At 62.7% G+C, this 22,176-nt stretch carries 22 protein-coding genes; 18 read left to right on the forward strand and 4 right to left on the reverse strand.

The window, feature by feature from the left end; genetic code table 11:
• Positions 1 to 31 precede the first annotated feature (31 nt).
• The 3 genes from RA25_RS01075 (at position 32) to RA25_RS01085 (ending at position 3,019) form a co-directional block, all read left to right on the forward strand.
• Positions 32 to 976 (forward strand): pirin family protein, encoded by a 945-nt coding sequence (locus RA25_RS01075; RefSeq protein WP_039169519.1) that lies wholly within the window; start codon positions 32 to 34, stop codon positions 974 to 976.
• Between the two features lie 50 nt (positions 977 to 1,026).
• Positions 1,027 to 1,947 carry a DMT family transporter gene (locus RA25_RS01080; RefSeq protein ID WP_052254132.1) on the forward strand — a complete coding sequence of 307 codons (921 nt, stop codon included), beginning with the start codon at positions 1,027 to 1,029 and terminating at the stop codon, positions 1,945 to 1,947.
• A gap of 70 nt (positions 1,948 to 2,017) precedes the next feature.
• Positions 2,018 to 3,019 (forward strand): DUF1036 domain-containing protein, encoded by a 1,002-nt coding sequence (locus RA25_RS01085; RefSeq protein WP_039169525.1) that lies wholly within the window; start codon positions 2,018 to 2,020, stop codon positions 3,017 to 3,019.
• A gap of 31 nt (positions 3,020 to 3,050) precedes the next feature.
• On the opposite strand, the gene betI is transcribed toward RA25_RS01085, so the two are convergent.
• A complete protein-coding gene (gene betI / locus RA25_RS01090; RefSeq protein WP_019295703.1) occupies positions 3,051 to 3,626 on the reverse strand; it encodes a choline-binding transcriptional repressor BetI in 576 nt (191 codons plus the stop codon).
• Positions 3,627 to 3,785: 159 nt separating this feature from the next.
• On the opposite strand from betI, the gene RA25_RS01095 reads away from it, so the two are divergent.
• The 5 genes from RA25_RS01095 (at position 3,786) to RA25_RS01115 (ending at position 10,317) form a co-directional block, all read left to right on the forward strand.
• On the forward strand, positions 3,786 to 4,994 hold the full coding sequence (locus RA25_RS01095) for a choline transporter (RefSeq protein ID WP_039169526.1): 1,209 nt from the start codon (positions 3,786 to 3,788) through the stop codon (positions 4,992 to 4,994).
• Between the two features lie 124 nt (positions 4,995 to 5,118).
• Positions 5,119 to 6,627 (forward strand): choline-sulfatase, encoded by a 1,509-nt coding sequence (gene betC / locus RA25_RS01100; protein ID WP_039169528.1) that lies wholly within the window; start codon positions 5,119 to 5,121, stop codon positions 6,625 to 6,627.
• 56 nt (positions 6,628 to 6,683) lie between these two features.
• The gene (gene betB, locus RA25_RS01105; RefSeq protein ID WP_039169529.1) at positions 6,684 to 8,141 is read left to right on the forward strand and encodes a betaine-aldehyde dehydrogenase; all 1,458 of its coding nucleotides are present in this window, start codon (positions 6,684 to 6,686) and stop codon (positions 8,139 to 8,141) included.
• Between the two features lie 107 nt (positions 8,142 to 8,248).
• Positions 8,249 to 9,904, forward strand: a complete 1,656-nt coding sequence (gene betA, locus RA25_RS01110) for a choline dehydrogenase (protein ID WP_039169531.1) — start codon at positions 8,249 to 8,251, stop codon at positions 9,902 to 9,904.
• A 173-nt stretch (positions 9,905 to 10,077) separates the two neighbouring features.
• Positions 10,078 to 10,317, forward strand: coding sequence for a YdcH family protein (locus RA25_RS01115; protein ID WP_019295698.1), 240 nt, complete (start codon positions 10,078 to 10,080; stop codon positions 10,315 to 10,317).
• Between the two features lie 102 nt (positions 10,318 to 10,419).
• On the opposite strand, the gene RA25_RS01120 is transcribed toward RA25_RS01115, so the two are convergent.
• On the reverse strand, positions 10,420 to 10,899 hold the full coding sequence (locus RA25_RS01120; protein ID WP_039169532.1) for a hypothetical protein: 480 nt from the start codon (positions 10,897 to 10,899) through the stop codon (positions 10,420 to 10,422).
• A gap of 243 nt (positions 10,900 to 11,142) precedes the next feature.
• Between RA25_RS01120 and RA25_RS01125 the strand changes: the two genes are divergently transcribed.
• Both RA25_RS01125 and RA25_RS01130 read left to right on the forward strand, forming a co-directional pair.
• Complete coding sequence (locus RA25_RS01125; RefSeq protein ID WP_039170267.1) at positions 11,143 to 11,799, forward strand: pyridoxamine 5'-phosphate oxidase family protein; 657 nt, start codon at positions 11,143 to 11,145, stop codon at positions 11,797 to 11,799.
• A gap of 236 nt (positions 11,800 to 12,035) precedes the next feature.
• Positions 12,036 to 12,296: a hypothetical protein gene (locus RA25_RS01130; protein WP_039169533.1), complete on the forward strand. Its 261-nt coding sequence runs from the start codon at positions 12,036 to 12,038 to the stop codon at positions 12,294 to 12,296.
• A gap of 90 nt (positions 12,297 to 12,386) precedes the next feature.
• Here the strand turns inward: RA25_RS01130 and RA25_RS01135 are convergent, their stop codons facing one another.
• Together RA25_RS01135 and RA25_RS01140 are read right to left on the reverse strand one after the other, a co-directional pair.
• Entirely contained in the window at positions 12,387 to 13,775 is a 1,389-nt protein-coding gene (locus RA25_RS01135; RefSeq protein ID WP_039148959.1) for a helix-turn-helix domain-containing protein, read from the reverse strand.
• Between the two features lie 75 nt (positions 13,776 to 13,850).
• Entirely contained in the window at positions 13,851 to 15,062 is a 1,212-nt protein-coding gene (locus RA25_RS01140; protein ID WP_039169534.1) for a multidrug effflux MFS transporter, read from the reverse strand.
• Between the two features lie 215 nt (positions 15,063 to 15,277).
• On the opposite strand from RA25_RS01140, the gene RA25_RS01145 reads away from it, so the two are divergent.
• The 8 genes from RA25_RS01145 (at position 15,278) to RA25_RS01170 (ending at position 22,045) form a co-directional block, all read left to right on the forward strand.
• Positions 15,278 to 16,810, forward strand: a complete 1,533-nt coding sequence (locus RA25_RS01145) for an acyl-CoA carboxylase subunit beta (RefSeq protein ID WP_039148956.1) — start codon at positions 15,278 to 15,280, stop codon at positions 16,808 to 16,810.
• Positions 16,811 to 16,892: 82 nt separating this feature from the next.
• A complete protein-coding gene (locus tag RA25_RS22565; RefSeq protein ID WP_152610536.1) occupies positions 16,893 to 17,543 on the forward strand; it encodes a hypothetical protein in 651 nt (216 codons plus the stop codon).
• On the forward strand, positions 17,540 to 17,968 hold the full coding sequence (locus tag RA25_RS01150) for a hypothetical protein (RefSeq protein WP_039148954.1): 429 nt from the start codon (positions 17,540 to 17,542) through the stop codon (positions 17,966 to 17,968). The genes RA25_RS22565 and RA25_RS01150 overlap by 4 nt, the downstream gene beginning before the upstream one ends.
• A complete protein-coding gene (locus RA25_RS01155; protein WP_039148951.1) occupies positions 17,965 to 18,459 on the forward strand; it encodes a DUF6497 family protein in 495 nt (164 codons plus the stop codon). The genes RA25_RS01150 and RA25_RS01155 overlap by 4 nt, the downstream gene beginning before the upstream one ends.
• 214 nt (positions 18,460 to 18,673) lie before the next feature.
• Positions 18,674 to 18,808 carry a hypothetical protein gene (locus RA25_RS23395; protein ID WP_019295689.1) on the forward strand — a complete coding sequence of 45 codons (135 nt, stop codon included), beginning with the start codon at positions 18,674 to 18,676 and terminating at the stop codon, positions 18,806 to 18,808.
• A 69-nt stretch (positions 18,809 to 18,877) separates the two neighbouring features.
• A complete protein-coding gene (locus tag RA25_RS01160) occupies positions 18,878 to 19,222 on the forward strand; it encodes a hypothetical protein (RefSeq protein ID WP_039148948.1) in 345 nt (114 codons plus the stop codon).
• Positions 19,223 to 19,667: 445 nt separating this feature from the next.
• Positions 19,668 to 19,871, forward strand: coding sequence for a hypothetical protein (locus tag RA25_RS01165; RefSeq protein ID WP_029204763.1), 204 nt, complete (start codon positions 19,668 to 19,670; stop codon positions 19,869 to 19,871).
• 128 nt (positions 19,872 to 19,999) lie between these two features.
• Positions 20,000 to 22,045: an acetyl-CoA carboxylase biotin carboxylase subunit gene (locus tag RA25_RS01170; protein WP_039169535.1), complete on the forward strand. Its 2,046-nt coding sequence runs from the start codon at positions 20,000 to 20,002 to the stop codon at positions 22,043 to 22,045.
• Positions 22,046 to 22,176 lie beyond the last annotated feature (131 nt).

Raw genomic sequence — 22,176 nt, forward strand, 5'->3', positions numbered from 1 at the left:
CTTTCCCCATGACAGCAGACAGGAGGGAAGGATGAGCTGGAATCCGGCACTGGAACCGCAATGCCCAGATGCGGGCAGCCTTGATGCGATTGAGACGGTGATCATCCCGCGTGCCCGCGATATTGGCGGATTTGAGGTCCGCCGCGCGCTGCCCGCGCCGCGCCGCCAGATGGTCGGGCCCTTCATCTTCTTCGATCAGGCCGGGCCTGCCGAGTTTTTGACCGGCCAGGGCATCGACGTGCGCCCGCATCCGCATATCGGCCTCGGGACCGTCACCTACCTCTATCAGGGCGAGTTCGAGCACCGGGACTCGCTGGGCACCCACCAGATGATCTATCCGGGCGAGGTGAACTGGATGGTGGCAGGCCAGGGCGTCACCCACTCCGAGCGCACCTCTGCCGCCACCCGTCAGGGAAAAAGCAGCCTGTTTGGCATCCAAACCTGGATTGCGCTGCCCGAAAGCCACGAGGATGTGCCTGCTGCTTTTGAACACCACGGCAAGGAGGCGCTGCCGGTGCTGGAGGGCGAGGGCAAGACCGTGCGCCTGATCCTTGGCAATGCCTGGGGCGAGAAAGCCCCGGCAACCCTCTATTCCGAAACCTTTTATGCCGATGTGGTGCTGCACCCGGGCGCCAAGCTGCCGCTGCCCACCGACCACGAGGACCGCGGGCTTTATGTCACGCAAGGCTCGGTGGAAATTGCGGGTGACACCTTTGAGGCGGGCCGCATGATGGTGTTCCGCCCCGGCGATGAGATCACCGTGACCGCCGGTGCTGAGGGCGCCCGGCTGATGGCGCTGGGCGGAGCGACGCTGAACGGTCCGCGCTATATCTGGTGGAATTTCGTCGCCTCCTCCCGCGGCCGGATCGAAGCGGCCAAAGTGTCCTGGGCCGCTGGCGACTGGCAGCATGGCCGCTTTAAGCTGCCGCCCGGAGACGATCAGGAATTCATTCCGCTGCCCGAGAACCGGAAATAATTCACATGTGAAGTCTTGCGCCGCCGCCCGAACGGGTGTTCTGTCAGCCCATGAGCCAATCCGCCGCCCCTGTTCAGCACACACAGAACCCTCTCAGGGGCGTGTTCTGGATGGTTGTGACCGGTCTCTGCTTTGTGGCGGTGACAGCGCTGGTCAAATCGCTTGGCACCCGCATCCCGCCCGCCGAAAGCGCCTTCTTGCGGTATCTTCTGGGGCTGGTGTTTCTGATCCCGATGGCTGGCGCGCTGCGCAGGGCGCATCTGACACCGCGGCTCTGGGCGTTGTTTGCCGGCCGCGGCGTGGTGCATACGGCGGGGGTGATCCTGTGGTTCTACGCTATGACCCAGATCCCGCTGGCAGAGGTCACGGCAATGAACTACCTGTCGCCGGTCTATGTCACCCTTGGTGCGGCGCTGTTCCTGGGCGAGAAGCTGGCCTTCCGCCGCATCACCGCCATCGCCGTCGCCTTGATCGGCGCGATGATCATCCTGCGCCCCGGCTTCCGAGAGGTTTCCCCTGGCCATATCGCCATGCTGTTCACCGCGGTCTCCTTCGGTGCCTCCTATCTGATCGCCAAGTTCACCGTTGGCAGCAACAGTCCGGCGGTTGTGGTGGGGATGCTTTCGGTGTTCGTCACCCTTGGCCTTGCCCCCTTTGCTCTCGCGGTCTGGGTGACGCCGACACTGGCAGAGGTTGCAATCCTGTTTGGTGTCGCCTGTTTTGCCACCGCGGGCCACTACACCATGACCATGGCCTTTGCAGCGGCGCCAGTGGCGGTTACCCAGCCGGTCACCTTCCTGCAGCTGGTCTGGGCCACCCTGCTGGGTGCGCTGGCCTTCGGTGAGCCCGCTGATGTCTGGGTGCTCTCCGGCGGCGGCTTGATCCTGGGTGCGGTCAGCTTCATCTCCTGGCGTGAAGCCAGGATAAAAAAGAAGAGCCTTTCATCCTCCGGTAATGTTGCTGGCGTTTGATCGTCTTATGGATGTTACATGGCTGGGATAACATCCTGCATTTATGAACATTCGCCGGGGTCCGTGGACGATGAAATGCCTATGGCTGCCAGCCTTGCTACTGGCAGCACTCCTTGATCTGACGGCCACTCAGGCCGGGACCCGTTTCTGCAACGATACGGATGCCCTGCATCACCTGGCAGTGGTCCTGCGCGACGGCGGCAGTTGGGTGGCCCAGGGCTGGCAGCATCTGCATCCGGGCGATTGCGCGGATCCGGTGCCGCGGGGGTATCCGGGCAAGTTTCTCTATTACCGCGCCGAAAGCCCCGGCCACCGCTTCCATGATGACAGCGTGCAGTTCTGTACCGCACCCGGCCAGTTCCGCATCCCGCGCGGGGGCGATTGCACCGGACAGGGGCAGGCATGGCGGCGGTTTGCCAAGGCGTCCCTGAACCAGCCCGTGCTCCTCAGCACCCGTTCACACAGCGGCGAAGGTGCCGCGGACAGCCTGCAGGATCAGCATCACATAGCAGAAGACGGGCTGCACTATACGGCTGAGGTGGTCTTTCAGGGCTGCAGGCTGAACACCGCGGAGGAAACCGTCACCTGCAAATTTGTCGGCCACGGCATGGAAATCGGGTCCGAAGGCCGCCTGCAGGTCGAAGACCCGGTCTTTACTTACTTGCTTGGGCTGCTGCGCGGAGCACCCCTGGAAATCGACGGGGAGATGATCTCCAGCTTCGGCTCTTTCGGTGAGCTGGACCTGCACAGTGTGACACCGCGGGTGCCGGACCGCTACGATGGGCTGCTGCAGAAGATGCAAGGCGTGTGGCTGTCAGAGCGCAGCCCGCTGGACAGGTTTTCCATTTCAGGCGCGATGCGCCGGGTAAGCTACGGCGGACGCCGGATGACGCCGGAATTCCTCTCAGTGCAAGACAGCTGCCAGGGGGGCAAGGGGGCGGATTTCCTGCTGGCCTGGGACAGCCTGCGCGGCAGCAGCCTGTGCTACCGGATCGACGCGCTGACACAAGACCGGATGACGCTGACCTATATGCCGCGCGGTATCCGGCTGGACTACCGGCGGGTGCAATAGGGGCCGGCGATCACGAGGCCCGCTGCCCGGGTCAGGGGATCACCAGGTCCACCACCCGGTGCGCGGCGGCGCGGGCCTCATCCGGGTCCAGCGCCTCTTCCGATTGCGCTGCCTGCAGCCAGACCCCATCCATGTAGCACTGCAGCGCTTGACGGGCGGTCTCCACCCGGTCCGCAGGCAGCAGCGCCCGCAACTCGGCCAGGAAATGGCTCCGCACCCGGGCCCGGTTGATTCGGTGCAACCGGCTCAGGCGCGGCGAATAGGGGGCATTTGCCCAGAACTGCATCCAGATGCTGCACTGGGGAACGGTGAACAAACCGTCGGCAAAGTTCGCATCCATCACCGCATAGAGCCGCTCGCGCGGGGTGCGCGCGGTTGCATACCCCTCGCTCATCGCGCGGCGCAGCTTGCCCAGAAGATGCAGCATGGTGGCTTCCATCAGCCCTTCCTTGGAGCCGAAATAGTAGTTGATCGAGGCCGCTGATGCTCCGGCCTCGCGCGCGATTTCCGCCATCGTAACAACACCGTAGCCGCGCTTGTGCACGGCAACGATGGTGGCTTCGATCAGCTCTTCGTTGCGGATGTCCCGGATGCGTTTCCTGCTCATGATTAAGTTGTGCGGCAATTGGGCCAGCGTTTCAACTGTTGTTCGCGTGAATTCGAAACTTGAATGACCATTTAAAAAACTGTTTGGCGCTTCAGCCGGCTGTGATATGTACCCGTTCCATGTCTGAGGGCGGAAACCGCCCGGAAATGGGAGGGACATATGACTTCAATCATCTCGTTCGGGATTCTGCTGGCCTTTGCGCTGGTGGCGTTCTGCGTGATCAAGTGGTGGAACGTCCGCAACGTCGGCGTGACCCCCGTTCACCTTTTCACCTTCATCGCCATCCTGTTCACCTCCGGTCTGGACGTGGGCCTGATCATGTTCCCGCTGGCTTGGGACTTCCCGCTTTACGCGGACACCGCGGCGGAACCGGCCTATGGCTTCACCAACCCGCTGGCGCTGGAGTTCGGCTTCTGGGGCTTCCTGATCTGGGGCTTCTACTTCCTGACGACCTTCTATTTCTGCGTGATCGAGCCGCGTGTGAAGTTCTTCGAGATCCCGCTGGTGAAATGGATCAACAACATCGTGATCATCGGCACCTGCGCCTTCACCGGCGCGCTGTTCCTGATCTACCTGCCGTATTACGCCACCTTCATGGGCGACGGCGAAACCGTGATCCCGGCCTTCTATGTCATCACCTTCCTGGTGATCCTGTTTGCCGCCTTCTCCTCCACCGACATCAAATACGTGCGTATTCTGTCGGTCGGCTCCACCGCGCTGTTCTTGGCGCTGATCCTGGGCATGTGGGCCTATGCGGGCATGGGCCTGGGCGCCTTTGCCGACACCGCGTCGAACATCGGCGGCTACTTTGCCAACATCCACAAGTTCATCCTGCCGCTGACCGACTACCATGAGTTCTACCTGTTCTGGTGGTTCGCATGGTCGATCATGATCGGCCAGTTCACTTCCCGCTTTGTCGGCGGCCTGCGTACCTGGCAGGTTCTGGCGGCGCTGCTGATCTTCCCGTCGATCCCGCTGGGGATCTGGTTCTCGGTGCTCTACTACTACCACCTGAACAGCATTGAAACGACGCTGCTGATCAACGTCTCCATGGTCGCTGTTGGCATCATCTTCGTGGTCAACTCGTTTGACTCGCTGATCCGCCTCTACACCGACAACCTGAACCTGTCGGCCAAGCGTTTCGGCACCATTCCATACGTTGTCGGCAACGCTGTTGTGCTCTTCGGCCTGACCCTGGCCTTCCAGAGCCAGTGGCTGCAGATCCAGTGGATCGGCACCGTGGTCATCGGCATCTATGTGGCCTGCCTGGCTTACATCGTGCTGTTCAAGCGCAGCGAAGTCATGAGCATCGACGCCTCGCCTGAGGAAAACACGCTCGACTTCGAAAAGATCAAGACAGCCCACTAAGGGCGGTCTCCCGGCTGGCCCCCAAGTTTCCCCGAATGAGGGGACCAGCCTTTAACTGCCTGGCAGCGCTTTCGGGCCTGCCAGGCGCCTTTGCAAAGCATCGCCAATACTTGGGAGGTCCGCGATGAGTGCCCCGAATATCCTGATCCTGATGGTTGACCAGTTGAATGGGACGCTTTTCCCGGACGGCCCCGCCGAATGGCTGCATGCGCCGAACCTGAAGAAACTGGCGGAACGCTCCACCCGCTTCAAAAACGCCTATACCGCGTCGCCGCTCTGCGCGCCGGGCCGCGCCTCCTTCATGTCCGGCCAGCTGCCCTCGCGTACTGGCGTCTATGACAACGCGGCGGAATTCCGCAGCGACATCCCGACTTATGCCCACCACCTGCGCCGCGCCGGTTACTACACCTGCCTCTCGGGCAAGATGCATTTTGTCGGCCCCGACCAGCTGCACGGGTTCGAGGACCGCCTGACCACCGACATCTACCCGGCCGACTTCGGCTGGACCCCGGACTACCGCAAACCGGGCGAGCGGATCGACTGGTGGTACCACAACATGGGCTCCGTCACCGGGGCAGGGGTGGCAGAGACCTCCAACCAGATGGAATACGATGACGAGGTCGCCTACAACGCCACCGCCAAGCTCTATGAGCTGTCGCGCGGCCTCGACGACCGCCCCTGGTGCGTGACCGTCTCCTTCACCCACCCGCACGACCCCTATGTGGCACGCCGCAAGTACTGGGATCTTTACGAGGACTGCGAGCACCTGCTGCCCGAAGTCCCCGCCATGGACTACGAGGACCACGACCCCCACGCCAAGCGGATCTTTGACGCCAACGACTGGCGCAGCTTTGACATCACCGAGGAGAACATCAAACGCTCCCGCCGCGCGTACTTCGCCAATATCTCCTACCTGGACGACAAGATCGGCGAGATCCTGAACGTGCTGGAAACCACAAGGCAGGAGGCGATCATTCTGTTCGTCTCCGACCACGGCGACATGCTGGGCGAACGCGGCCTGTGGTTCAAGATGAGCTTCTACGAGGGCTCCTCCCGCGTGCCGCTGATGATCTCGGCGCCGGACCTGCCCGCGGGCCTCATTGAAACCCCGGTTTCAACACTGGACGTAACCCCGACGCTGGGCGCGCTGGCCGGTGTCGATATGGCGGAAATCGAACCCTGGACCGACGGCCAGAACCTGGTGCCGCTGGCCAATGGAACGGAACGCACTGAGCCGGTCGCCGTGGAATACGCCGCGGAAGCGTCATATGCGCCGCTGGTGTCGCTCCGTTATGGCAAGTGGAAATACAACCGCTGCAGCCTCGACCCTGATCAGCTGTTTGATCTGGAATCCGACCCGCACGAGCTCAACAACCTTGCGGACGATCCGGCCCATGCTGGCACTCTGGAAACCCTGCGTGCCAAGTCGGAGGCGCGCTGGAACCTGGAAACCTTCGACGCAGAGGTACGCGCCAGCCAGGCCCGCCGCTGGGTCGTCTACGAGGCCTTGCGCCAGGGCGGCTACTACCCCTGGGATTACCAGCCGCTGCAAAAGGCCTCCGAGCGCTACATGCGCAATCACATGAACCTCGACAACCTCGAGGAAAGCAAACGCTTTCCCCGCGGCGAATAACCATAGCAACCACTCAGCATCTCCCCTGCTGAAGACCCCCGCTGGAGACACACAAGATGACACATCCCGCACAGCCCAAGGCCAGCCACTTCATCAACGGCGAATACGTCGAAGACACCGCAGGCACCCCGATCCCGGTGATCTACGCCGCGACCGGCGAACAGATCGCCACCGTCTACGCCGCCACCCCGGCCATCGTGGAGCAGGCGCTGTCCACCGCCAAGGAAGCCCAGAAGGCATGGGCCAAGATGACCGGCACCGAACGCGGCCGCATCCTGCGCCGTGCCGCCGACATCATGCGCGAGCGCAACCACGAACTGTCGGTTCTGGAAACCTACGACACCGGCAAACCGCTGCAGGAAACCCTGGTGGCCGACGCCACCTCCGGTGCCGACGCGCTGGAATACTTCGGCGGCCTGGCAGGCTCCCTGACCGGCGAGCACATCCCGATGGGCGAGGACTGGGTCTACACCGTGCGCGAAGCGCTGGGCTTGTGTGTGGGCATCGGCGCCTGGAACTACCCGACCCAGATCGCCTGCTGGAAAGGCGCACCGGCGCTGGCCTGCGGCAACTCTATGGTGTTCAAACCCTCCGAGACCACCCCGCTCTGCGCCCTGAAGGTGGCCGAGATCCTGCACGAGGCAGGCGCCCCCGCAGGCATCTACAACGTCATCCAGGGCATGGGCGAGGTCGGCGGCGCGCTGGTCACCGACCCGCGCGTGGACAAGGTCTCGCTGACCGGCTCGGTGCCGACCGGCAAGAAAGTCTATGCCGCCGCCGCCGAAGGCATGAAGCACGTCACCATGGAGCTGGGCGGCAAGTCGCCGCTGATCATCTTTGATGACGCCGACATCGACAACGCCGTCGGCGGCGCCATCAACGGCAACTTCTACTCCTCCGGCCAGGTCTGCTCCAACGGCACCCGTGTGTTTGTCCAGAAGGGCATCAAGGAGAAATTCCTGGCCCGCCTGGCGGAGCGCACCGGCAACGCCATCCTGGGCGACCCGATGGATGAGGCCACCAGCTTCGGCCCGATGGTCACTGAAAACCAGATGAACATCGTGCTGGGCTACATTGAAAAGGGCAAAGAAGAGGGCGCCCGCGTTGTCTGCGGCGGCGCGCGTGCGGACATGCCCGGCTACTACATCCAGCCCACGGTCTTTGCCGATGTGACCGACGACATGACCATCGCGCGTGAGGAAATCTTCGGACCCGTCATGTCCGTTCTCGACTTCGACACAGAGGAAGAGGTGATCGCCCGCGCCAATGACACCGAATTCGGTCTGTCCGCCGGCGTTTTCACCAACGACTTCAGCCGCGCCCACCGGGTGATCGGCCAGCTGGAGGCGGGCAGCTGCTTCATCAACTCCTACAACGACGCGCCGGTTGAGGCACCGTTCGGCGGCGTGAAGGCATCGGGTGTTGGCCGCGAAAACTCGAAAGAGGCGATCAAGCACTTCAGCCAGGTGAAGTCGGTCTACGTCCGCATGGGCGACGTCGAAGCGGCGTTCTGATCGGCGCTGCCTGAAAGCAACGGCCGGGCAGGGCGCCCCGCGCGCCCGCCCAATCAAACGAAAGCGGCAGCAGACCAAATTTTCCCGCTGCCGGATGGAGAATGGAAATGAACGCGGATTATGTGATTGTCGGGGCCGGCTCTGCCGGCTGTGCCATGGCCTACCGGCTCAGCGAGGCCGGCAAGAAGGTTCTGGTGATCGAACACGGCGGCACCGATGCCGGGCCGTTTATCCAGATGCCGGGCGCGCTCAGCTACCCGATGAACATGCCGCTTTATGACTGGGGCTATAAATCCCAGCCCGAACCGCATCTGGGCGGCCGCGAGCTGGTTTGCCCGCGCGGCAAGGTGATCGGCGGCTCCTCCTCGATCAACGGCATGGTGTACGTGCGCGGCCACGCAGGCGACTATAACCACTGGGCCGAAAGCGGAGCGGCGGGCTGGTCCTATGCCGACGTGCTCCCGTACTTCAAGCGCATGGAAACCTGGAACGACCGCGGCCACGGCGGCGACCCGGACTGGCGCGGCAAGGACGGCCCGCTGCACGTGACCCGCGGCCCCCGCGACAACCCGCTGCATGACGCCTTCGTCAAGGCGGGCGAGCAGGCGGGCTATCCGGTCACCTCCGACTACAACGGCGAACAGCAGGAGGGCTTCGGCCCGATGGAAATGACGGTCTACAAGGGCCGCCGCTGGTCCGCCGCCAACGCCTACCTGAAGCCCGCGCTCAAGCGTGAAAACTGCGACCTTATCCGTGCCTTCGCCCGCAAGGTGGTGATCGAGGACGGCCGCGCCGTGGGTGTCGAGATCGAACGCGGCGGCAAGGTTGAGGTGATCCGAGCCAACGCCGAGGTGATCCTGGCCGCCTCCTCGCTGAACTCCCCCAAGATGCTGATGCTCTCCGGCATCGGCCCGGCCAAGCACCTGGCCGAACACGGCATCGACGTGGTTGCCGACCGCCCCGGCGTCGGCCAGAACCTGCAGGACCACCTGGAATTCTACTTCCAGTTCGCCTGCAAGCAACCGATCACCCTGTTCAAATACTGGAACCTGCTGGGCAAGGGCCTGGTCGGGGCCCAGTGGATGTTCACCAAGACCGGCCTGGGCGCCTCGAACCAGTTCGAAAGCGCCGCCTTCATCCGCTCCGACAAGGGCGTCGACTACCCGGACATCCAGTACCACTTCCTGCCGATCGCGGTCCGATATGACGGCCAGGCGGCGGCAGAAGGCCACGGCTTCCAGGCCCACGTCGGCCCGATGCGCTCCCCCTCGCGCGGCGAGGTCACGCTGGCGTCGAGCGATCCCAAGGACGCGCCGAACATCCTGTTCAACTACATGTCGACCGAGCAGGACTGGATCGACTTCCGCAAATGCGTGCGCCTGACGCGGGAGATTTTTGCCCAGGACGCAATGAAGCCTTTCCTCAAGCACGAGATCCAGCCCGGCACCGATCTGCAGACGGACGACGAAATCGACGGCTTCCTGCGCGAGCATGTGGAAAGCGCCTATCACCCCTGCGGCACCTGCAAGATGGGCGCGGCGGATGATCCGATGTCGGTGGTCGACCCGGAATGCCGTGTCATCGGTGTCGAAGGCCTGCGCGTTGCCGACAGCTCGATCTTCCCGCGGATCACCAATGGCAACCTCAACGGCCCCTCGATCATGACCGGCGAGAAGGCCTCCGACCACATCCTGGGCCGCCGCCTGCCGTCCTCCAACGCAGAGCCGTGGTTCAACCCGAACTGGCGCGAAGCGCAACGCTGATCCTGTTGCACTGCCAGCAAGCCGCCCGCCACCTCCCCTTTGTGCGGGCGGCTTTTTATTACCGGAAATTTCCCGAAAATCCGCGTGCCGCAGGCATCTTTTGATCCGCGTCAAAGTGGCCGGGCAGGGGAGGAAATAATCTGCAAGCGACCCTAGGAAAAAGGAGCGAGCAGGTGTCCAATACTCCCCATGAACTGGCCGAAGAATTCCCGGAAAAAGCGGCGCTGATGAGCCAGCTGAAACAGTCGGATGCGCATTTCGCCAAACTGTCCGATGAATATCACGAAGTGAACCGCGCCGTGCACCGGGCGGAAACCAATGTGGAGCCGGTGAGCGCCCAGGCCGAAACCGATCTGCGCAAGCAGCGCGCCGCGCTGAAGGACGAGATCTGGGGGATCTTGTCGAAGGCGTAAGACCAGAGCACCGGAAGTCAAAGCAAGGGGCGCCAATGGTGCCCCTTTATTTATGTCGTGCCCCGCTGTGCGGTCTCCCAGGCAACGGAACAGCCGCGCCTGTTATGCGCGCCTGAAATCCATGGTCCAATTTGTTTCCCAGGTCTTGCCGCCGTCGCTGGACATCGCCTGTTCCCAGCGGGGCGTCTCCGTGCCGGTATGCAGCCAGAGAAACCTGACCGACACGGGTTCGCTGCGTAGGGTGTCTTCTGCATAGAATGCTCCGACGCCATCTTCGAAGCTGCCAACCACAGGCACATCCAACTGGTGCGGATCGGTGGCTGCAAGCCACCAAATGGCCCACTTCTGGCTGGCAGGATCAAAAGACCGCAGCGCAATAGCCCGGTAGGCACCGTTTGGGAATTCAAGAAGGTTGTCTTCGACATTGCCATTCCCGCCCAGAACAGGCCGGGTTTCTGATGTGCCTTCGAATTCTTCCCATTCATCACAGCCGGTCAATCGCTCCTTCAGCCTGCGGTGGCGCACAACCCAGCTGCCGAACTCAAAATCGAAATCCCTGGAAATACTGCTTTTACCGTCCATGAAACTATCCTTCTCAAGTCAATACTGTTCTTGTTTTGTTCCAGATCAACCATCAAGTCAACGGTGAAACCCCGCTACGGGCTGCTTTGGCAAAGAATGGGTGAATGTTGAGTAAGTTCAGCTGGTTATCCTGCGGGGGTATCTCCAGGCCCCCCGTATTTGCACTGGGACCTGCACAGCCGGGACGCAGGATCGAAAGCCGTGTGCTATGCTCTCTCCTGCGGCAATGCGGAGGTGCGACTGATGGCTGATTTCTATTCCGCAGAGCAGCGCCAGCTGCAGGATGCCTTCGGCACGCGGGGGCTGGCGGACGCTCTGCACGGCAACGTCCTGCGGCAGGCCCTGGCCCCGATGGACCGGAAATTCATCGCTGCAAGCGATTTCTTTTTCCTCTCCACCGTGGATCGCTGCGGCTATCCGACGGTGTCCTACAAGGGCGGTTTCCCGGGGTTCGTGCAAATGCCCGACGATCGCACCCTCCGCTTTCCGGTCTATGACGGCAACGGCATGTTCCTGTCGGCGGGCAATATCGCCGGCACCAGCAAGGTTGGTCTGCTGTTCATTGATTTCACTCAGCCACGCCGCCTGCGGCTGCAGGGCACCGCCAGCCTTGTGACAGACGAGGCGCAGCTGGCAGACGTCCCGGAGGCCCTGATGCTGGTCCAGGTGGAGCTTGAGGCCATCTTCACCAACTGCCCGCGGTATATTCACAGCTACCATCGTACCGGCCGCTCTGAATATGTGCCTGCTGACGGTGCCGAAACGCCGGTGCCGGAGTGGAAGCGGGTGGATTACCTTCAGGAACAGCTGCCGCCCAAGGACCGCGAGGCCGCGCGGAAGTCAGGAGAGGTGATCACCGAGGCAGAGTACCGCAAGCACTTCTGGAAAGGGCTGGAGTAGGGCGTTGGCCCGCGCCGTGATTGCCAGAAGATTCGTAGCGGCTGGATTGATCCTGGGCCGGAAACAGTGCCGCGCTGCCCGTGTTAGTGTTGAGTGTTTCTCTCCCGGAAAAGGTCAATTTAGATGAATTTAAGGCAAATTCGTCAAAATTGTGACCGGCTGCACTATCTTCAGACTGCAGCCGGAATGGGTCCGCGGGCCTGAGGCTGCAGTGTAGTGTGCAAGGGAGTAACCCAATGGGACAGGTCTATCAGCCGGGGGGCTGGCAGGAGATCGAGGGCGTGCCGGAAGAGGCGTCCGATGCGGAGATTCTCGCCAGGGTTCGCAATCTGGTCCAGGCGGAAACCGCGGTCCGTACGCAGCCGCAGGAGCCTGCGCCAAACCGCGTGAGCCAGTGGCAGCCAGCAGAAGCCGTTCAGCCCAAGCAATCGCCGCAAGCAGCCGCCAGGGCAGAACGCGCACTGATGGCCCGCCTGCTGGACCGCCTGCGCGGCTGACCACACCGCGCTGCAAGCTGCCGTGCACCCAAGGATTTTAAAAATCCTTGGCAATTTTCTTCGAAGAAAATTGCCGCCGCACGCACCCTCTCAACTTACCTCATAAGGCAGAACACCGCGCTGGTCGGTGTTGATGGTCAGCCGCCGCTCCAGCGGCGGAACGGACCGCTGATGGCAATCTTTGCGCTCGCAGATCCGGCAGGAGATGCCGATCGGCTCATAGGCGCTGTCCTGGCTTACATCCAGCCCGTCGGCATAGACCAGCGCATCGGCGTGGCGCACCTCGCACCCCAGCGCAATTGCATAGCGGCGTACCGGCGCGCCGAACGAGCCGCCCGGTTTCGACACATCCCGGGCCAGCGAGATATAGCGCACCCCATCCGGCGTCTCCGCCAGCTGACGCAGGAACCGGCCCGGGGTTTCAAACGCCCGGTGCACGTTCCACAGGGGGCAAGCGCCGCCAAAGCGGGCAAATTGCAGCCGCGTGGCCGAGTGCCGCTTGGTGATGGTGCCCGCCTGATCCACCCGCACAAAGAAGAACGGCACGCCCTTGGCGCCGGGCCGCTGCATGGTCGAGAGCCGGTGCGCAATCTGCTCAATTGAAGCACCAAAGCGGATCGCCAGCAGCTCCAGGTCATGCCGGCAGGCCTGTGCAGCTTCCAGAAAGCGGCCATAGGGCATCAGCGCCGCGCCGGCGAAATAGTTGGCGAGGCCTATCTTGGCGATGGCGCGGGCCTCCTCGCTTTGAAACTTTGCAAAATCGAGGGTCGCCTCCAGCAGGGTGTTCTGCCGCAGGAGCGCCACCTGCAGCAGCATCTGGAACAGCTGCGTCTGCGGCGCGGAGCGGTTCGACAGATGCAGTACCTGCGCTTCGGCGTCGTAATGGCGCAAGCCCTCCATCTCGGTTTGGCGCACCTTGATGCCGCCGCGTTCCAGCTCGGCAATGGCCGCCGCGCGGATGTCGCTGGTGGCGGCAAACCGCTCCGCCGCGTGGTCCACCGCGTCGATGTAGTTGTCGCAATAGTGGAAGAAATCGCGCACCTCTTCCCATGGGCTGGCCTGAATGCGGGCGTCCTCCCGCCCCAGCGCCTCATCCAATGAGGCAAGCCGTTCATGGGTCTGCCGGTAAGCCCGGTGCAGCGCCAGAAAGGCCCGCGCCAGGGCAGGGGCGTTTGAGGCGGTCAGCCGCAGGTCCGCCAGTGGTGGCGCGTCATCGGCAAACACCGGATCCGCCATCGCCTCGCGCATGTCGCTGACCAGCCGCTCGCTGTCTCCAGCTGACAATTCGGTCACATCCATGCCGAATTCCTGCGCCAGCGCCAGCACCACCGTGGTCGACACCGGGCGGTTGTTGTTCTCCATCTGGTTCAGATAGGGCAGGGAGACGCCCAGTTTGGCGGCGAAATCCTTCTGCGTCAGCTCCAGCCGCTGCCGCATCTCGCGCAGCTTGGCGCCTGCATATAGTTTCTGGGTGGCCATGAGACGCGCCTTTGCAAATTCAATTCCTGCGAATGGTATAATTGCAAATTTCTGGCTGCAAGTCCGCCGGATGGCTTATGCGCCGATCTGCCGCTCCCGCAGAACCACCAGCAGGATCGCAACCAGCCCGCACATGGCGGTGCCGAACATGATCGCCAGCAGCGGCACGGCGCTTGACCCCGGCACCAGAAGCATCCCTGCAAAGGCGCTGAGCGCCGCGCCCGCACCGATCATGATGGCGCCGCTGAGGCCCGAGGCGGTGCCCGCCAGATGCGGCCGCACAGAGATTGCACCGGCGGTGGCATTGGGGATCGACATGCCGTTGCCCAGCCCGACAAAGCACATGAGGCCAAAAAAGGTCCAAACAGTATCTGTGCCTGCCATTGCAATCAGTAGCGACAGCAGCACCCCGCCGCTGTTAACCACGCAGCCCCACAGCACCATCCGGTTCATCCCCAACCGGATTGAAAACCTCCCGGAAAGGTAGTTACCGGCGAAATACCCCACAGCAGGTGCAGCTGAATAGACCCCCAGTTCAGCCGTGCTGAGGCCGTAGATTTCGATCCCAACAAATGAAGCGCCGCCAAGGTAGGCAAAGAAAGCCCCCGACGCGAGACCGGACGACAGTGAATACCCCCAGAACCGCGGTGAGAGCAGCAACTCCGGATATTCGCGGAACTGCGCCGTTAGTGTCTTGCCGCTCTTGCTGGCAGTTTCGCCGAAATCGCTGAAGGTGATAGCCCACGTTGCGGCGCCCACCAAAAAGAGCAGCCAGAAATTGGCTTTCCACCCCATCCACTGGTCCAGGAAGCCGCCAATGGCGGGGCCGATCATTGGCACCACCGCCATGCCCATGGTGACATAGCCGATCATGCTGGCGGCCTCGTTGGTGTCATACATGTCGCGCACTGCGGCGCGGCTCAGCACCATGGTCGCCGCCACCACTGTCTGCGCCACCCGGAACAGCAGGAACAGCTCCGCCGTCGGCGCATAGATGCAGCCCAGTGTGGCCAGCAGGAACAGAACGATGCTGATCAGAATGACCGGACGCCGCCCCATCTGGTCGGAAATCGGCCCGACAAAGATCTGCACCACCGCATTGCCTGCCAGATACAGCGCCACCGACAGCTGCATTACCCGGTAATCCACCGCATAATACTCTGCCATTCCCGCCAGCGACGGCAGATGCAGGTTCATGCCAAGCGCCGACAGGCCTGCCAGCAGGATCAGGGTGAAAATGCGCGGGGGCGTCCGCTGGCCAGAGGCCCTGGTATCATATGTGGACATACCATCTGCCTTATAGCGGCCCGCGGCCCTTGTCTATCGCGCATTCCGGGAGACCTTTATGTGCACTGCGGGGCTGCGGTTGCGGCTGGTTGAGTTTGCTGATTTTCAACTTTGCGGCTCGCGTATGCAAACGGTTTGCAAATTTGCGATAATGTCCTTTGGCTTCGCCGCAGCGCAATATATGGTCGCGCTGAAACTGACAGGGGACATGAGCCATGAAAGACATTCTTTCCGAGCTGGAAGACCGCCGCCAGGACGCGCGGCTGGGCGGCGGCCAGCGCCGCATCGACGCACAGCACGGGCGCGGCAAGCTGACGGCCCGCGAACGGATCGAGCTGCTGCTGGACGAGGACAGCTTCGAAGAGTTCGACATGTTCATCGCCCACCGCTGCACCGATTTCGGCATGGAAAACAACAAGCCGGCCGGTGACGGCGTGGTCACGGGCTGGGGCACCATCAACGGCCGCCAGGTCTATGTGTTCTCCCAGGACTTCACCGTGCTGGGCGGCTCTGTCTCTGCCACCCACGCGCAGAAGATCTGCAAGATCATGGATATGGCGGTGCAGAACGGCGCGCCGGTCATTGGCATCAACGACTCAGGCGGTGCCCGCATCCAGGAAGGCGTCGACGCACTGGCCGGCTACGCCGAAATTTTCCAGCGCAACATCATGGCCTCCGGCGTGATCCCGCAGATCTCCGTCATCATGGGCCCCTGCGCCGGCGGCGCGGTCTACAGCCCCGCGATGACCGACTTCATCTTCATGGTCAAGGACACCTCCTACATGTTCGTGACTGGCCCGGACGTGGTGAAAACCGTGACCAACGAGGTGGTGACGGCCGAGGAACTGGGCGGCGCCTCCACCCATACCCGCAAGTCCTCCGTCGCCGACGGCGCCTTTGAAAACGATGTGGAAGCCCTGGCCGAGGTCCGCCGCCTGGTCGACTTCCTGCCGCTGAACAACCGTGAAAAGCCCCCGGTGCGCCCGTTCTTTGACCAGCCGGGCCGGATCGAGGAAAGCCTGGACACCCTGATCCCGGAAAACCCCAACAGCCCCTACGACATGAAGGAGCTGATCACCAAGGTCGCGGATGAGGGCGACTTCTACGAGATCCAGGAGGATTTCGCCAAGAACATCATCACCGGCTTCATCCGCCTTGAGGGCCAAACCGTGGGCGTCGTCGCCAACCAGCCGATGGTGCTGGCCGGCTGCCTCGACATCGACTCCAGCCGCAAGGCCGCCCGCTTCGTGCGCTTCTGCGACTGTTTCGAGATCCCGATCCTGACCTTTGTCGACGTGCCGGGCTTCCTGCCGGGCACCAGCCAGGAATACGGCGGCGTCATCAAGCACGGCGCCAAGCTGCTGTTTGCCTATGGCGAAGCCACCGTGCCGAAGGTCACCGTGATCACCCGCAAGGCCTATGGCGGCGCCTATGACGTGATGGCCTCCAAGCATCTGCGCGGCGACTTCAACTATGCCTGGCCGACGGCTGAGATCGCGGTGATGGGCGCCAAGGGCGCAACCGAGATCATCCACCGCGCCGACCTTGGCGATGCGGACAAGATCGCGGCCCACACGGCGGACTACGAAGACCGCTTTGCCAACCCCTTCGTGGCGGCGGAACGCGGCTTCATCGACGAAGTGATCATGCCCCAGTCCACCCGCAAACGGGTCAGCCGCGCCTTTGCCTCGCTGCGGGGCAAGCAGCTGAAAAACCCGTGGAAAAAGCACGACAACATTCCGCTGTAAGGACACGGCGGGAGTTTTTCAGCAAGGCCTCTCGCTGAGCCTGTTTGCTCTGCGAGAGGTCCGCGAAATCAAGGAGTCAGAATTGTTCGCAATTAAAAAAACACTTTTTGCCTCAGTTGTGGCTGCTGCCTCCATTTTGGGGTGGGTGTCTGAGGCGGATGCAGGGAAAGACGTCAAGATTTCCAAAAAAGACGTCTACCTAATGATGCTGTATAGCCGTCGTCAGGATGCCCCTTTTACCGGAGCCATATTTTGTCCGGTCAAGGAAGGTTCGGTTCAGGACTGCCGTAAGAAAACTGGAGGTTACCTTTTCGGAAATTATCGTTGGGACCTGAAATCCACCTGGTTTCCATTGAACCGGGAAGAGGGACTTCCCTACGCCCTGTTTGACAATGTGAAGCACAAGGCTGGCGGGCAATATGTTCTCACGTCCGGAACTTTTGGAATTGATGCACTGGACCACAATCCAGTTGTCCCTGAAGGCGTCACTTACGCATTAAATTCTGAACCCGGAACAGTTTTTGTGATCCCGGAAAAAGGGCAGTCTCAAAAACAAGCGATACAGACCGCAAGGACGCTCCTAAGGAGCAAATACGGGGACGCTGTAAACCAGCTCCAAATCAAGCTCATCAGTGCGGTCAAATACACCTGCACGGGATTGGGGAGTAGCAGAACGTGTACTCCTGGAAAGGCCGTAAATCCTTCTTCCATTGTTAAAGATTGGGATAGATGACCCGCACCCCCTGGCATATCACCCGCACGGACAGCAGCCTGACGCTGTCGCGCCGCCTGCCTGCCCGCTTCGACGTGGTGGCGGAAACGGTGCTGCCTGCCGCTGATCCCCTGCGGCTGGCGCATCAGATCCGTCAGGACATGTGGCGCAAGCTGCAGTCCCTGCGCGGCTTCTCCCCTGTGGTGGAGATCACCGCCGAAGGGCAGGGGCTGCGGGTGCGTGCAGGCGGCCAGGTGACGGGCCGGGTGCCTGCCAATGCCGCCGCGCTGATAGCAGAGGTTCTGGATAACCCCGCCCGCCGCGCCCGCTGGATCCGCCATGCCAGCAGGGGCCGGGACGCCTCGCTGCCCGATTCCCCGGCAGATGCGAAGGATTCGCATAGATTCGCGGCAAAAATTGACATGGAGGCCGAATCAGCGTCATGATCCGCGCCAGCCGATATCAGACAGCGCGCGCCACTTGCGCAGCGCCTGCAGCTCCGGCCGGAGGAGCCCGGGCAACCGGGGGCCGGGGCTGCGGATATCTGGCGGCAATCCCCTTTGCCTTCTGTGCCCTGACCGCCGCGGCGGCAGATGCCGTCTCCGTGCCCTCGGGCCAGCCGGTGACGCTGGCAGAAGTGCTTCTGGACGAGGCCCCTGGCCAGTCCGGCGAAACCTGGGCGCGGTTCCGCTTCCTCGCACCGCAGATCGCCCGTGAAAGCGGAACAGTCAGCTATGAGGCCGCCGCCCCCGACATGGACCACCTTTGCGGCAGCATCGCGCTGCCCTATCTGGCCGAACATGGCCTGACCGCGGCGCGGGTGGTGATTTCGCTCTCCGACCGGATGGTGCCCTTTGGCGCCCAGGACCCGGACGCGACCCAGTTCTTCGAGGCCTACCGCCCCGACGGCGCCGCCTGCATGTGGGAGGCTTTCTGATGGTTCCACAATATCTTGCGGGCCTTGGGCAGAACCGGCGGAATCTTGCGGCTTTGCAGCCACAGCCCCGTCAATTGCCGCGATTTGCATGTGACTTGGCCGCAAACCCGGTTATCCTCGCCGCGGGCAGTCATAAGGCTGCCTTCGCATTGAGGTTGAGGCACGCGGACGGCACAGCCGCCGCAGGTTTCACACATTTTATCAGGAGACAGAAATGTCCAAGAGCATCAAGCTTTTCGCCCTGGCAGGCCTGCTGGCCGCCGTCACCGCCTGCGCCCAGCAGGAAGAAGAATTCGTCGTTGTTGAGCCGGTCACCGAAGAACCGGTTTTCACCGGCAAGTACAACTAAACACTACAGGGGTCCGGCCCTGCGGCCGGCCCCCGCCGCCCCGTGGGGTGCCGGACCGGAGGCACCCAAATGCTGAAACACCGCGGGTTCCCGGGCCGTATGCCCGGCACAGATTTCCAATTCACCATCCGCCGCCCCAACCCCAAAGGGGTGACGCCGCTGACCCGGCGCGAGCGCTTCCGCGACCGCAAGAACGTCGACAAACGCGTCGACCTGATGTTCATGCAGTCCCTGTGGGAGCATTTCGGCGACCAGCCGTTTGAGCGCGGCAACCTCGATGCAGGCCGTCTCAGCTGGCTGTTCGGCCGCGAGGTGATCCCGGCCGAAGATCCCTTTGATCCCGCAAGCTATGAGGCGCTGCTGGTTATCAATGAGGCGGTTGCGCGCGCGTCCTTCCCGGAGGCGTTCGACTGATGGCGCGCACCCGGACGCATATCTCGGGCTTGGCGGCGCGGTCCCTTGCGCGCAGCCTGTCCCGGCGTCCGGGGCGCCGCAATTTCGGCGTGAATTTGCACACGGCCCTTCCAGTTCAGCAGGAATCTGCCAAATTCGGGGGTGTTGAATTTCAGGGGCTTACAGCTGCTGCCGCCCGGTGCATCGTGGGTCAAGCAGCGCAGCCACGCTGCTGTGCCGAGCATCTGTTCCGGCCCCTTCGCCTGAACGGGCAGGTACGCGCCCCCATCCGCGGCCTGCCCGTCTTTTATCCCCTTCAGGCATTGGCGGAAGCTTGCCGCATCTCCCCCCCGGTGCGGCAAGCCTCCGCCCATCAGACACCCCGGATCCGAGCAGCGTTGCGCCCGGCTTGCCAGCCTGCAAATTCCGCAGGGACACTGACGTCCCCGGAAGAAGGAACATGGACATGCGGGCAAAATCTCTCATCGCGGCGCTGTCGCTCTGCGGCCTTGTGGCAGCCTGTGGCGACACCACCGGCGAACGGATCATCTACGGCGGCGGCGCCGGCGCGCTTGGCGCTGCAGTGCTGGATGCCAACCTGGTCACCGGCGCAGCCGTCGGCGTGGCCGCAAACCTCGTTTACTGCGAGCAAAACCCCCGCAAATGCTGAGGGTGCTGCCGCAGCACTGAACAGCTGCCCCTCGCGGGCGGCTACTGAAATCGCGCAAACGCCGCGTCCGGGCTCTCCCCGGGCGCGGCGTTTTGCATTCCGGAATACCAAGGAACAAGGGACTGCCTATGTTTGATAAGATCCTGATCGCCAACCGGGGCGAGATCGCCTGCCGTGTGATCAAAACCGCGCGCAAGATGGGTATCAAGACCGTTGCCATCTACTCTGACGCCGACAAGCAGGCCCTGCATGTGCAAATGGCCGACGAGGCCGTCCACATCGGCCCGCCGCCGGCCAACCAGTCCTATATCGTCATCGACAAGGTGATGGAGGCAATCCGCGCAACCGGCGCGCAGGCGGTGCATCCGGGCTATGGCTTCCTCTCCGAGAACTCCAAGTTCGCCGAGGCGCTCGAGGCCGAAGGCGTTGCCTTTGTCGGCCCCCCCAAGGGCGCGATAGAGGCGATGGGCGACAAGATCACCTCCAAGAAAATCGCCCAGGAGGCCGGCGTCTCCACCGTGCCCGGCTACATGGGTCTGATTGCCGATGCCGACGAGGCGGTGAAGATTTCGAATGAGATCGGCTACCCGGTGATGATCAAGGCCTCTGCCGGCGGCGGCGGCAAGGGCATGCGGATCGCCTGGAACGACGCGGAAGCCCGCGAAGGCTTCCAGTCCTCCAAGAACGAGGCCGCGAACTCCTTCGGCGACGACCGGATCTTCATCGAAAAATTCGTCACCCAGCCGCGCCACATCGAAATCCAGGTGCTCTGCGACAAGCATGGCAACGGCATCTACCTGGGGGAGCGCGAATGCTCGATCCAGCGCCGCAACCAGAAAGTGGTGGAAGAAGCCCCGTCGCCCTTCCTTGATGAGGAAACCCGCAAGGCGATGGGCGAGCAGGCCGTGGCACTGGCCAAGGCCGTTGGTTACTCCTCTGCCGGCACCGTGGAATTCATCGTCGACGGCGACAAGAACTTCTACTTCCTGGAAATGAACACCCGCCTGCAGGTGGAACATCCGGTGACTGAGCTGATCACCGGCGTCGACCTGGTGGAGCAGATGATCCGCGTCGCTGACGGGGCCGAACTGCCGATGCGCCAGGAAGATGTGAAACTCACCGGCTGGGCGATTGAAAACCGTCTTTATGCCGAAGATCCCTACCGCGGCTTCCTGCCCTCCATCGGCCGCCTGACCCGCTACCGCCCGCCGGCGGAAACCGCGGCTGGCCCGATGCTGGTCAACGGCAAATGGCAGGGTGATGCGCCTGCTGGCGAGACCGCCGTGCGCAACGACACCGGCGTCTATGAGGGCGGCGAGATCTCGATGTACTACGACCCGATGATCGCCAAGCTCTGCACCTGGGCGCCGACCCGCGAGGAGGCCATCGGCGCGATGCGCACCGCGCTCGACAGCTTCGAGGTGGAGGGCATCGGCCACAACCTGCCGTTCCTCAGCGCGGTGATGGACCACCCGATCTTTATCGACGGCTCCATGACCACCGCTTTCATCGAGGAACAGTATCCCGACGGCTTTGAGGGCGTGGAGCTGCACAGCGACGACCTGCGCAAGATCGCTGCCGCCTGCGCCGCCATGCACCGGGTTGCCGAAATCCGCCGCACCCGCGTGTCGGGCCGGATGGACAACCACGAGCGCAAGGTCGGCACCGACTGGGTCGTCAGCCTGCAGGGCCAGTCCTTCAACGTGGTGATCGACGCCGACCGCGACGGTGCCACCGTCAATTTTGAGGGCGGCGGCAGCTACCGTGTGACCTCTGACTGGACCCCGGGCGACCAGCTGGCCACCCTGCAGGTGAACGGCGAAACCCTGGTTCTGAAAACCGGCAAGGTAACCCAAGGCTTCCGCGTCCGTTCCCGCGGCGCTGACCTGGCCGTCAAGGTGCGCACGCCGCGCCAGGCCGAATTGGCAGAACTGATGCCGGAAAAGGTCGCGCCCGATACCTCCAAGATGCTGCTCTGCCCGATGCCTGGCCTTATCGTGAAGGTCGACGTCGAAGTGGGGCAGGAGGTCCAGGAGGGCCAGGCGCTCTGCACTGTCGAAGCCATGAAGATGGAAAACATCCTGCGCGCCGAGCGCAAGGGCGTGGTGTCCAAGATCAACGCATCCGCTGGCGACAGCCTGGCGGTTGATGATGTGATCATGGAATTCGAATAATGCACCTTGGGGCAGGCACATATGCACGCGGGCAGGCGGGTTTTCCCGCCCCCGCAGGTGTGCCTGCCCCGCAAAATACGGTGCCATGCACCAAATCTTCAGTTTTTTCTGCGACACTGCGGGCGTTTGAC

The organism is Leisingera sp. ANG-S5 (assembly GCF_000813925.1).
Classification (GTDB): domain Bacteria; phylum Pseudomonadota; class Alphaproteobacteria; order Rhodobacterales; family Rhodobacteraceae; genus Leisingera.

What these genes read in the sequence shown, in the direction of transcription:
- RA25_RS01160 (WP_039148948.1), top strand. Translation starts at nt 18,878, where the DNA reads ATGCTGAAACACCGCGGGTTCCCGGGCCGTATGCCCGGCACAGATTTC.
- RA25_RS01125 (WP_039170267.1), top strand. Translation starts at nt 11,143, where the DNA reads ATGGCTGATTTCTATTCCGCAGAGCAGCGCCAGCTGCAGGATGCCTTC.
- RA25_RS01080 (WP_052254132.1), top strand. Translation starts at nt 1,027, where the DNA reads ATGAGCCAATCCGCCGCCCCTGTTCAGCACACACAGAACCCTCTCAGG.
- RA25_RS01140 (WP_039169534.1), bottom strand. Translation starts at nt 15,062, where the DNA reads ATGTCCACATATGATACCAGGGCCTCTGGCCAGCGGACGCCCCCGCGC.
- RA25_RS01135 (WP_039148959.1), bottom strand. Translation starts at nt 13,775, where the DNA reads ATGGCCACCCAGAAACTATATGCAGGCGCCAAGCTGCGCGAGATGCGG.
- RA25_RS01165 (WP_029204763.1), top strand. Translation starts at nt 19,668, where the DNA reads ATGCGGGCAAAATCTCTCATCGCGGCGCTGTCGCTCTGCGGCCTTGTG.
- betI (WP_019295703.1), bottom strand. Translation starts at nt 3,626, where the DNA reads ATGAGCAGGAAACGCATCCGGGACATCCGCAACGAAGAGCTGATCGAA.
- RA25_RS01095 (WP_039169526.1), top strand. Translation starts at nt 3,786, where the DNA reads ATGACTTCAATCATCTCGTTCGGGATTCTGCTGGCCTTTGCGCTGGTG.
- RA25_RS01130 (WP_039169533.1), top strand. Translation starts at nt 12,036, where the DNA reads ATGGGACAGGTCTATCAGCCGGGGGGCTGGCAGGAGATCGAGGGCGTG.
- RA25_RS01145 (WP_039148956.1), top strand. Translation starts at nt 15,278, where the DNA reads ATGAAAGACATTCTTTCCGAGCTGGAAGACCGCCGCCAGGACGCGCGG.
- betB (WP_039169529.1), top strand. Translation starts at nt 6,684, where the DNA reads ATGACACATCCCGCACAGCCCAAGGCCAGCCACTTCATCAACGGCGAA.
- RA25_RS01170 (WP_039169535.1), top strand. Translation starts at nt 20,000, where the DNA reads ATGTTTGATAAGATCCTGATCGCCAACCGGGGCGAGATCGCCTGCCGT.
- RA25_RS23395 (WP_019295689.1), top strand. Translation starts at nt 18,674, where the DNA reads ATGTCCAAGAGCATCAAGCTTTTCGCCCTGGCAGGCCTGCTGGCCGCC.
- RA25_RS01085 (WP_039169525.1), top strand. Translation starts at nt 2,018, where the DNA reads ATGAAATGCCTATGGCTGCCAGCCTTGCTACTGGCAGCACTCCTTGAT.
- RA25_RS01120 (WP_039169532.1), bottom strand. Translation starts at nt 10,899, where the DNA reads ATGGACGGTAAAAGCAGTATTTCCAGGGATTTCGATTTTGAGTTCGGC.
- RA25_RS01155 (WP_039148951.1), top strand. Translation starts at nt 17,965, where the DNA reads ATGATCCGCGCCAGCCGATATCAGACAGCGCGCGCCACTTGCGCAGCG.
- betC (WP_039169528.1), top strand. Translation starts at nt 5,119, where the DNA reads ATGAGTGCCCCGAATATCCTGATCCTGATGGTTGACCAGTTGAATGGG.
- betA (WP_039169531.1), top strand. Translation starts at nt 8,249, where the DNA reads ATGAACGCGGATTATGTGATTGTCGGGGCCGGCTCTGCCGGCTGTGCC.
- RA25_RS01075 (WP_039169519.1), top strand. Translation starts at nt 32, where the DNA reads ATGAGCTGGAATCCGGCACTGGAACCGCAATGCCCAGATGCGGGCAGC.
- RA25_RS01150 (WP_039148954.1), top strand. Translation starts at nt 17,540, where the DNA reads ATGACCCGCACCCCCTGGCATATCACCCGCACGGACAGCAGCCTGACG.